At 42.7% G+C, this 9,203-nt stretch carries 5 protein-coding genes and 2 pseudogenes; 4 read left to right on the top strand and 3 right to left on the bottom strand.

Annotated elements, in window-relative coordinates; all coding sequences use genetic code 11:
• Positions 1–400 precede the first annotated feature (400 nt).
• Complete coding sequence (locus ACLHZ1_RS20120) at positions 401–583, top strand: hypothetical protein (RefSeq protein ID WP_427212213.1); 183 nt, start codon at positions 401–403, stop codon at positions 581–583.
• A gap of 260 nt (positions 584–843) precedes the next feature.
• On the opposite strand, the gene ACLHZ1_RS20115 is transcribed toward ACLHZ1_RS20120, so the two are convergent.
• From ACLHZ1_RS20115 to ACLHZ1_RS20105, 3 genes are read right to left on the bottom strand one after another with little or no spacing between them, the layout of a single operon-like run.
• Entirely contained in the window at positions 844–1,536 is a 693-nt protein-coding gene (locus ACLHZ1_RS20115) for a hypothetical protein (protein ID WP_087756350.1), read from the bottom strand.
• A 29-nt stretch (positions 1,537–1,565) separates the two neighbouring features.
• Positions 1,566–3,050, bottom strand: coding sequence for a relaxase/mobilization nuclease domain-containing protein (locus ACLHZ1_RS20110; RefSeq protein WP_427263472.1), 1,485 nt, complete (start codon positions 3,048–3,050; stop codon positions 1,566–1,568).
• Positions 3,040–3,453, bottom strand: coding sequence for a plasmid mobilization protein (locus tag ACLHZ1_RS20105; protein WP_427263473.1), 414 nt, complete (start codon positions 3,451–3,453; stop codon positions 3,040–3,042). Before ACLHZ1_RS20105 ends, ACLHZ1_RS20110 begins: the two co-directional genes overlap by 11 nt.
• A 639-nt stretch (positions 3,454–4,092) precedes the next feature.
• On the opposite strand from ACLHZ1_RS20105, the pseudogene ACLHZ1_RS20100 reads away from it, so the two are divergent.
• From ACLHZ1_RS20100 to ACLHZ1_RS20090, 3 genes and pseudogenes are all read left to right on the top strand, one after another.
• Positions 4,093–5,052, top strand: a pseudogene (locus ACLHZ1_RS20100) (IS3-like element ISAs22 family transposase); the annotation flags it as partial.
• Between the two features lie 89 nt (positions 5,053–5,141).
• Positions 5,142–5,717: pseudogene (locus ACLHZ1_RS20095) on the top strand (ISAs1 family transposase); the annotation flags it as partial.
• Positions 5,718–5,777: 60 nt separating this feature from the next.
• On the top strand, positions 5,778–9,071 hold the full coding sequence (locus ACLHZ1_RS20090) for a bifunctional diguanylate cyclase/phosphodiesterase (RefSeq protein ID WP_234579817.1): 3,294 nt from the start codon (positions 5,778–5,780) through the stop codon (positions 9,069–9,071).
• Positions 9,072–9,203: the final 132 nt, after the last annotated feature.

Genomic DNA, 9,203 nt, shown 5'->3' with positions numbered 1-9,203 from the left:
GATCTGCTGCTGCCAAAAATCAGCACGTTCTTGAGTGGTCATAGTGAAAATCCAGCGAAGAGGTAATGGATTTCAAGTGTGACGAGCTGATTTTGGGAAAAAAAGATGCCGATTCAAGGGCGCTTACGTTAAATCGGATTTAGAGATATGACCACTCCCCAGGCGAGCTCATTGGGCTTTAGAGGATGCATAGGAGCAGGCTGACCAACAGGGAAAGGTGTGCAAGGATAACCCCCTACAGCACGTTGAATAGGCTCTGGAATTGAAGCCAAAGGAAGTGCGCACTAAAGTAGCGTAAACAAGACACCGGTTTGAGGCCGGTGTCAGGTGATAACTAGATCTGTACACCCCAGAGCAGGTATCGGGTGGCGAACTACAACGTCTGGCATTGGCTAGGGCCATGCTGCTCAATCAGTTTGCCGATGAGGCCATATCGCGGCTCGATCCGATCAGCCAGCAACAGGTGATTTCACTGCTCAAACAATGCGTCGAACGTGACGGTTTGTCCTTGTTACTGGTAAGTCATGACCCACACCTGGTGCAACATTTGGCCCATGAGGTCGTAACTGTCGGTATGAACTGACACAAGCTTGATGGAGCGTATTGTCAGAGGGGCGCGATCAGTGTCCCTCTGATGAATGAGGGCAGCTAACAATCGCCGTCTGTCAGCTGAATAGTGGGCAAGTTTTGACGCTATGCCCACAGTGTAGAATTTTTTAAATTGCCGTTAGTCAACGGCAGGATGCCAGTATAATAAAATACTATTATTTTAATATGCCTGCGTACATACAATCCGTTGTTCATCATTTTTTAGTTTTTAGACAGACCTGTTATCGGTATTTACTATCCAAACTTACCGTTAGTTTTATTTTTTAACAATGATACAGTTTTTGCTCTGTAACCAGGAGGTAGTTTTTTTTCTAGGTCGGATTGTTTAAATCCAATAACCTCAGTTATCAGGTAGGTAATGGGTTTCAATCCCTGGAAAATATTTTTAGCTTCCTCAATGTTTAATTTTGTTTTTTTGTGAGATCTGATAATTTCATCACACAACGGACTTAGCATGTCGACCAGTGTCCCATCCTTACGTATAAGGTGGAAATTTAATGAATTACCATTTTCTGATGTCGAGGGGAGGTGGTTTATTTTTATCGGATCAGCAATAACACCTATGAACTCACCTATACGTCTATTTTGAATAAACCCAAATTCATCGCGATATTTTTCATCATCGGAAACTGATCTTTTTATAACGGGATAACCACCCAAAAACCCTCTGGCATGATTCGCGAGATAGGAATTTTTAACGTCATTTTGTTGCTGTCTAGCCCATTCGGTAAATTTTATCACTTCATCCTGTGTTAGACTTGAAATGAGTGAGTAATCAGAGTTTATATCAACAGTGCCAAGGTGCTCATGTTTGGATTTATATATTGACCTAATGGTTCCGTCCTTGAGTTCTAAATTTTCTTGAATGCTGATTGTTGTACTGAATGTGATTGTTTTTAAATTTGAATTCAATCTTGCTATTGCCATATAACTAACCTCATAATTTATTGTTTTTATTATTTTATCTTTAATAACTCAATGCCATTTGGGATGGTTCTTCCAGTCCAATCATCAATCCATTTGTTAGCGTTGTGAATTGACGTGACTAACTTCTCCTGATTGGATGATGTAATCACAACGATGTTTGGCGCCTGTGTCTCTGCATCCATAACGTACCCATCGGGTAGATTTGGTTCCAATCCGTGATTAACTGACTCAAAACCATTCTTGAATATACGTTTTAATGCAGCCGTTATCGCGGTTAAGAACTCCTCAATCACTGAATCGGAAGGTTTTTCTTTCCATTCACATGAAAAATTCAGTTGTAGCAGGCTATGAGCGTTAAATCGTTTATCCCTGTATATGTATGACTTAACCCTACCTATAATTTTCTTATATTGCTTTTGAGTACAGCGAACCAATGCTATGAAATTTTCTATATAAGTGTCACATTTAGATGTTAGTGATTTTTGGTTATGTTTTCTTTCATTTAAACTAACCTTTGATGCTATAGGGATGGTTTGTTTTAAATGTAAATTTGGCTCTGGTGAAATTTTATTGTATTTTTGAAGTTCAGTTATTATTTTTTGTTCCTCTAAATTGTGAGTACGTAACTCTAAAATTTTATCATCTCTAGTTGGTGAGTATGTAATACCCTGTTCTAGTAGCCTGCCCCAGGCCGCACGGCGGCGTTTAACATGCGTTCCTGAAATCCATATCAGTCCATCAACACTGTACATAATGCCTGTTGGGACACCATTTTTTCTACGCACGGCAACCATCACATTATAGCCCCGCAATTTTTTTACGAGTCCTGAGATGGTGCTCGGTCTACATTCAAACACTCTATCTAAAACAGATCTTATAAGATTTTTTGGATCTTGCTGGGCTGACAATGTTCCTCTACCAATGCCGGTTTTCATGTCTGTGATAGAATATTCAATTCCCCAGTTTTCATCGGGATTTTTTTGTTCAACGAGGCCAAGAATTTTTTCTATATCTCGCACCGCCTGTATGCAACGGTCATAATCGTTGTAGGTATTGACTAGAGTGCGATCTAGTTTTACGCGACATGCAACGATATGGATATGTTGGCAATGAGCGTCATTGTGTATTACAGAGGTCCATTTCGTGTCATTTCCATATCCCATCCGATCCATGAAAATTCGAGCTGACATGAACCAGTGATATGGGCTGAGGCTATCACCAGCAGGTAACGAAATTGAATAATGCGCACATTTCATTTCTCCAGAACCCAAATACAAATTCGCCTGCTGCTCTAGTTCTGTGAGCAGCCCACTGACATTATAATTTTTACCGCTTTCAGTGAGCGCCAACTCTGGGTAGCTGAATACATTTCCGCCAAGATAATTTATCTGTGTTGGGGTCTGTTTTTTATGGTCTTTCTTTTTGTTGTTAGGATTTTTGAATGGAGAATTCCTGAATATATAATTTAGTCTCCCAGAAAAACCTGGCGTCAGATCAAAAACCTCACCGATCATGTTTGCCCTCCGCATGTGCTACGCCTGAAATATTTATCAGTAATTTATAGACGGATTGGATTTTCTGGAGGATCAAAACATTTTTGGAGTGATTATTTTTGACTTCATCAGAATGTAAATGGAGTCTACACTCCAAAATGAATTCGTTGATATCTGCCGCCAGCCTATTTAGCTGAGCTAACCAATGGATCAATTCTACATGACGGATAGTTGGTTCCGAGTCTATGTGTTTCTCGTTGAGTGCAATTGCGCGAACGAGTTCGCTAATTTTAGCTACCCCGGATGCATGGCATCGTGCCTGTAATTTCTGATATTCGTCCGCTGTAAACGAAACTCGAACTCGCAGGGTGCGTTTGTCTGAGTCTATTTTTGGGGGTCTACCCCATTTTTGCCTTTTTATCATAAACACCTTCTTATAGTTGTTATTAGTGTTTTTGTGCCTATCTGTGAACAATAAGACCAGATAAGTAGCCACCTAAATATAGCTGGTAAGGAAAATTATCAAGAACATAATAATTTAAGTGTAATCTGTCATAAATATTGATGTTAAGCTACAAGGAAAAGTCTAAATCAATAATCTTGTTTTAATTATTGCAAATTATAAAAATGATATCAACCCTTCCAATGAAATTATTATTGATTTTTGAAAAGTTATTTTTGAGTAAATTTCTAGGTTCGTAATTTTAGTTTTGATGATAGCTATGTCAGTGGCGTGATCACTCATTTTTTGACCGTAATAAATGGTCATTTTTAAATTGATTTTATCGGTAAGGATGGCGAAAACGGTTACAGAGAAATTTTGATCTGATAGCGGGTATTTCTACCACCCTCAGGCATTTTTTCAAGGCAGCTGCCCGGGAATTCAGATAATAAGTGCGACACTCATGGTTAAGCGGTGAGAGGTAGTCAACTGCTGACGGTGGTACGCTTCAGCTCGCCAAAGTAGAAGCAGTATCACCATGAGTTATCAGGGTAATCCCCCCGAAAAACTGAGGTGCTCATAAGTAGAATTTTCTCGTATCTTGAACGCAGGAGGTTCTACATGAAAACATCACGCTTTAGCGATGCACAGATCATCGCCATCCTCAAGCAGGCCGAGTCTGGTTCACCCGTCCCTGAGCTCTGCCGTGAGCATGGCATCAGCTCCGCCACCTTCTACAAGTGGCGCTCCAAATTCGGTGGCATGGATGCCTCTCTCATGGCGCGCCTCAAAGAGCTGGAAGAGGAAAATCGTCGCCTTAAGAAGATGTATGCCGAGGAGCGCCTAAAGGCTGAGATCATCTCCGAGGCGATGGCAAAAAAGTGGTGACGCCATCTGCCCGCAGGGAGATGGCGACCAAGGCTGTGGCTCATTACGCCATTTCTATCCGTCTGGCTTGCCAGGTGTTCAAGGTGAGCGAGGGTTGCTACCGTTATCAGCCCGTGCTGGCTGATGAAAACCAGGAGATTGCCGACTGGCTGCTGCGCCTCACCGCCAACCAGCGCAACTGGGGTTTCGGACTGTGCTTCCTGTACCTGCGTAACGTCAAAGGCTTTGGCTGGATGGAACCACAAGCGGGTCTACCGTATCTATCGGGCGCTAGAGCTCAATCTGCGGATAAAACCCAAGAAGCGGCTAGTGCGGGCCAAGCCGGAGCCGTTGGCAGTCCCTGACCAACCGAATCACTGTTGGTCGATGGACTTTATGCATGACCAGCTCAGCGATGGTCGTTCGGTGCGGTTGTTTAATGTGATCGATGACTTCAATCGCGAAGCACTGTGCATCGAGGTGGATTTTTCCTTGCCTGCCTCGCGAGTCAAACGGGTGCTGGAGCAGGTCATCGAGTGGCGGGGCAAACCAGCCGCAATCCGCTGTGATAATGGTCCGGAATACATCAGCGAAGAGCTCAAGCAATGGGCGCAGCAGAAGAGGATTGCGCTGAGGTATATCCAGCCAGGCAACCCGCAGCAGAATGCCTACATAGAGCGATTTAACCGCACTGTGCGTTACGACTGGTTGGGCCATCAGGGCGGGATCGCACTTTGTTAATGAAATTTGAACAGGCAGATCGTCTGTGATCTAATCGCGTCTCCATGCAGGAGGCACGCGCTATGACGTTGATTGAACACCTTACCCTTGTCGAAGAAACTCGCTCTGAGATCAATCGTAAACATAACCTGGTTGATGTCATGTTCCTTGTCATCAGTGCCATCATGAGTGGTGCCGAGGGCTGGAATGACATCGAAACCTATGGCGATTCAAAGATCGATTGGCTCCGTCAGCACGAGCATCGCCCCTTTGCCAACGGCATCCCGCGGCGTCACACGGTTGCCCGCATTCTGCGCTGCATTGTCATCGATACCTTGCTTGAAGCGTTGCTGTGCTGGGTCAATGAACAGCGCACTCATCAGGGCAAACCCATCATTGCCTTTGATGGCAAGGTGTTACGCGGCTCCTTTCGGGGAAATGCCAAGGATGCGCTTCAGTTGGTCACGGCTTACGATACCGAAAATGGGCTGGTGTTAAGCCAGAAAGCAACCCCTAACAAGAAGGGGGAAATCGAAACCGTCAAAGATATGCTGGACATTCTTGAGCTAAAAGGAGCCGTTGTCACACTCGATGCGTTGCATTGTCAGCGTGAGACACTGGAGAAAATCAGCGAGAAGAAGGCTCATGTAGTGGTACAGTGTATTCTTGCAGTACAATTGATAATAATCGATTAAGCAGCAAATTATTGGAGTAACGTTTTGAAAGCACCTGAACTCCCTGTTGATGAAGCTGCTCGTTTACTTGCATTACAGCGAACTAATTTGCTGGATACGCCAGCAGAGAAGCGCTTTGACCGCATTACAAGATTAGCAGCGTCTGTATTTAAAGTGCCAATATGCCTTATCTCTTTGGTGGATAGTGACCGGCAATGGTTTAAATCTAAAGTGGGTCTTGACGCTTGTGAAACAGGCCGTGATATCTCATTTTGTGGCCATGCGATATTGCATGAGGATATTTTAATTGTTTCAGATGCAACAAAAGATGAGCGCTTTTCGTCAAATCCTTTAGTAACCCACGCGCCGCATATTCGTTTTTATGCGGGTGCACCGCTGCGAGAGACAAGTGGGCAACCCATCGGCAGTCTATGTCTCATTGACTCCGTGGCCAGAGACTTTTCAGTAAAAGAGCAGCAAGAACTGCGCGAATTTGCAGACATGGTTGAGTATGAAATTGCCAAAGAATATCACGCTCGACTTCAAGAGCGGTTTTTAAAAGGCATGGCAAGAAAAACCTCAATACTGGCAACACTGCCTGATATGGTATTTGTTATTGACCGAAACTTTCGTTTTTTGGTTTGCAAAGAGCATCCTGACTTACTTAAACCTCAACAAGCGATTTTGGGGCGTACCGTTCATGAGATACTACCCAATGAGCTAGGTCATCAACTCGTAGAGTGCCTCAAGCAAGCCTTTTGTAACAACGATGTGATTCATCATAACTACACGTTTGAAAAGTCAAATCAATCGTTCGAAGCGCGATATAAAAAGATTGATGATAATGAGGTATTGGTCGTCATACGCAATACCACGGCACAAGTTGAAGCGCAGTCAGAAATAAGACGCCTTTCTGAAGTTGCAAGGCAGACAACTAATGGTGTGGTAATAACTGATGTCAAAGGTCGAGTTATATGGATTAATGAAGCCTTCTCCTTTCTTACAGGATATGGCATTGAAGAAATGCAGGGTAAAAAGCCTGGGGAGTTATTACAAGGGCCCGACACTGATCCTGCCACTGTTGCAATAATGAGAGATGCGCTTGCTCAACAGAACGGCTTTAATGTTGATGTTGTAAATTATTCAAAAGCGCAAAATTCCTACTGGGTGAGAATAGCTTGTAACCCGCTGTTTAGTGAAAGTGGTAGTTTGAGCGGCTATATTGCAATTGAAACAGATATTACAAAAGAGAAACAGGATGAAGAGCTCATAAGGAACAGTCAGAATTTACTTAAGGCCGTAATAGACGCTAACAATATAGGCACATGGCATTTTAATATTCAAACAGGCGAGTTGATTATCAATGATAAATGGGCCGCATTACTGGGTTACACACTTTCTGAGTTATTACCTGCAAACAGAAGCACGTGGGAGAGGTTAACGCATCCTGATGACCTGGCTTATTGTGCAACTATTCTTGAAAAGCACGTGTTAGGCCTAATACCCATATATGAAGCCAATCTTCGTATGAAACAAAAAAATGGTGAATGGATATGGATAAACACCAGAGGGCGTATTTCTTCAAGGACATATGATGGCAAAGCTCTATGGTTATTGGGTACACACTTTGATATCAATGACCAAATAATTGCAGAAAAAGCGCTTAGTGATAAGTCAAGGCAGATGGAAGCTGTTGTTGAAAGGTTGCTTGAGGGCATTATTACTATTGATGGTCGTGGTAAAATTCTGACATTTAACCAAGCCGCACAGGAAATCTTCGGCTATACGGAAGATGAAACGCTTGGCAAAAATATTAGCATGTTGATGGGGTCACCTCATCGAGAGCATCACGATAGCTACTTATCAAATTATATAGAACGCGGTGTCAGTGACATTACTGGGCGTATTCGTGAGCTTGAGGCCTTGCGCAAAGATGGTTCTATGTTTCCAATCGAGCTTGGTATAGTTGAAGTTCAAATGGCTGGTGAAGTTAACTTTATCGGTGTTGTCAGGGATATCACTGAGCGTAAACAACGTGAAAATGAAATTCACAAGTTAGCATTTTATGACCCATTAACATTGCTACCTAATCGACGTCTGTTGTCGGACAGATTGACGGGAGCTATAAATCATAGCGTTCGTACAAGGAACTTCTCAGCATTATTTTTTCTTGATTTAGATAACTTTAAAAACCTTAATGATAGTGCTGGTCATAATAAAGGTGATTTGCTGTTGTGCCAGGTCGCTGAGCGTCTTGTCAACTCAGTGAGACAAGGTGATACCGTAGCGCGTTTAGGCGGCGATGAGTTTATTATTATTGCATCAGATTTAAGTCATGAACCAACATTAGCAGCGAACCAGGCTGAGAGACTTGCACAAAAAATCGTGAGTAATTTAACAAGGGAATATAATCTTGACGGTCTAACTTACAATAGTTCGGCAAGCATTGGTGTAACACTTTTTAACAGTGAAAATCTGTCAAAAGTAGATTTGTTAAAGCAAGCTGATATGGCTATGTACAAGGCTAAATATGCTGGTCGAAATGGTGTGCAGTTTTTTGACCCGCAAATGCAAGTTGCAGTAAGCTCAAGAGCAGCAATTATTAGCGACTTATACTCTGCAATACAAAGCCAGCAATTTGTACTTTTCTATCAAAAACAGGTCAATCACTTGGAGCAGTGTATTGGTGTTGAAGTGCTATTACGCTGGATACACCCAGAAAAAGGAATGGTGTCACCACTGCAATTTATCCCATTAGCGGAGGAAACAGGTCTGATTGTGCCCATTAGCAAATGGGTGCTAGAGAAAGCTTGCGCCACTCTGGCAAAATGGTCTTTAGAATCCGAAAAACAACACCTAAGCATTGCGGTTAACATAAGCGTAGTTCAATTTAGCAAAGATAATTTTGTTCAGACTGTTTTAAATGCATTGAAAACCTCAGGTGCAAATCCACAGTTGCTAAAGCTGGAAATTACGGAAACGTTGCTCGTAAATAACATTCCTGATGTTAAAGCTAAGATGAAAGAGTTGCAGCAGCACGGCGTGACTTTTTCAATCGATGATTTTGGTACAGGCTATTCATCCTTATCCTACTTAAAACAATTGCCTATAAATCAGTTGAAAATTGACCAAGGGTTTGTTAGAGATATTATCAATAGCAGTAATGATAGGGCCATCGCTCAGGCAGTTATAACATTAGCCGACTCAATGGAACTGCAAGTCATAGCTGAGGGTGTTGAAACAGAAGCCCAGCGCGCGTTATTGCAGAGTATGGGGTGTCACACCTATCAAGGCTATTTATACGGAAAACCGTGTCGGATAGAAGAGCTGCATTTTTAAAAGATAACCTGATTACCCATGATTAGCAGTCAGTTACCACGAACTATACTGATCTTACGTACAGTTATCGAGGTGCGAGATCATGGCCAAAAGCAAAATCCAATTCCAGAAAGGCTACAGCCTGTTTGAGTT

The organism is Aeromonas sobria (assembly GCF_050266975.1).
Taxonomy (GTDB): Bacteria; Pseudomonadota; Gammaproteobacteria; order Enterobacterales; family Aeromonadaceae; genus Aeromonas; species Aeromonas sobria_B.
Note: the sequence above shows the minus strand (reverse complement) of the source record. Positions and strands in the feature narration are given on the sequence as shown.

Excerpts from the sequence above, each read along its gene's own strand:
- ACLHZ1_RS20120 (WP_427212213.1), top strand. The coding sequence starts at position 401 with ATGCTGCTCAATCAGTTTGCCGATGAGGCCATATCGCGGCTCGATCCG.
- ACLHZ1_RS20115 (WP_087756350.1), bottom strand. The coding sequence starts at position 1,536 with ATGGCAATAGCAAGATTGAATTCAAATTTAAAAACAATCACATTCAGT.
- ACLHZ1_RS20110 (WP_427263472.1), bottom strand. The coding sequence starts at position 3,050 with ATGATCGGTGAGGTTTTTGATCTGACGCCAGGTTTTTCTGGGAGACTA.
- ACLHZ1_RS20105 (WP_427263473.1), bottom strand. The coding sequence starts at position 3,453 with ATGATAAAAAGGCAAAAATGGGGTAGACCCCCAAAAATAGACTCAGAC.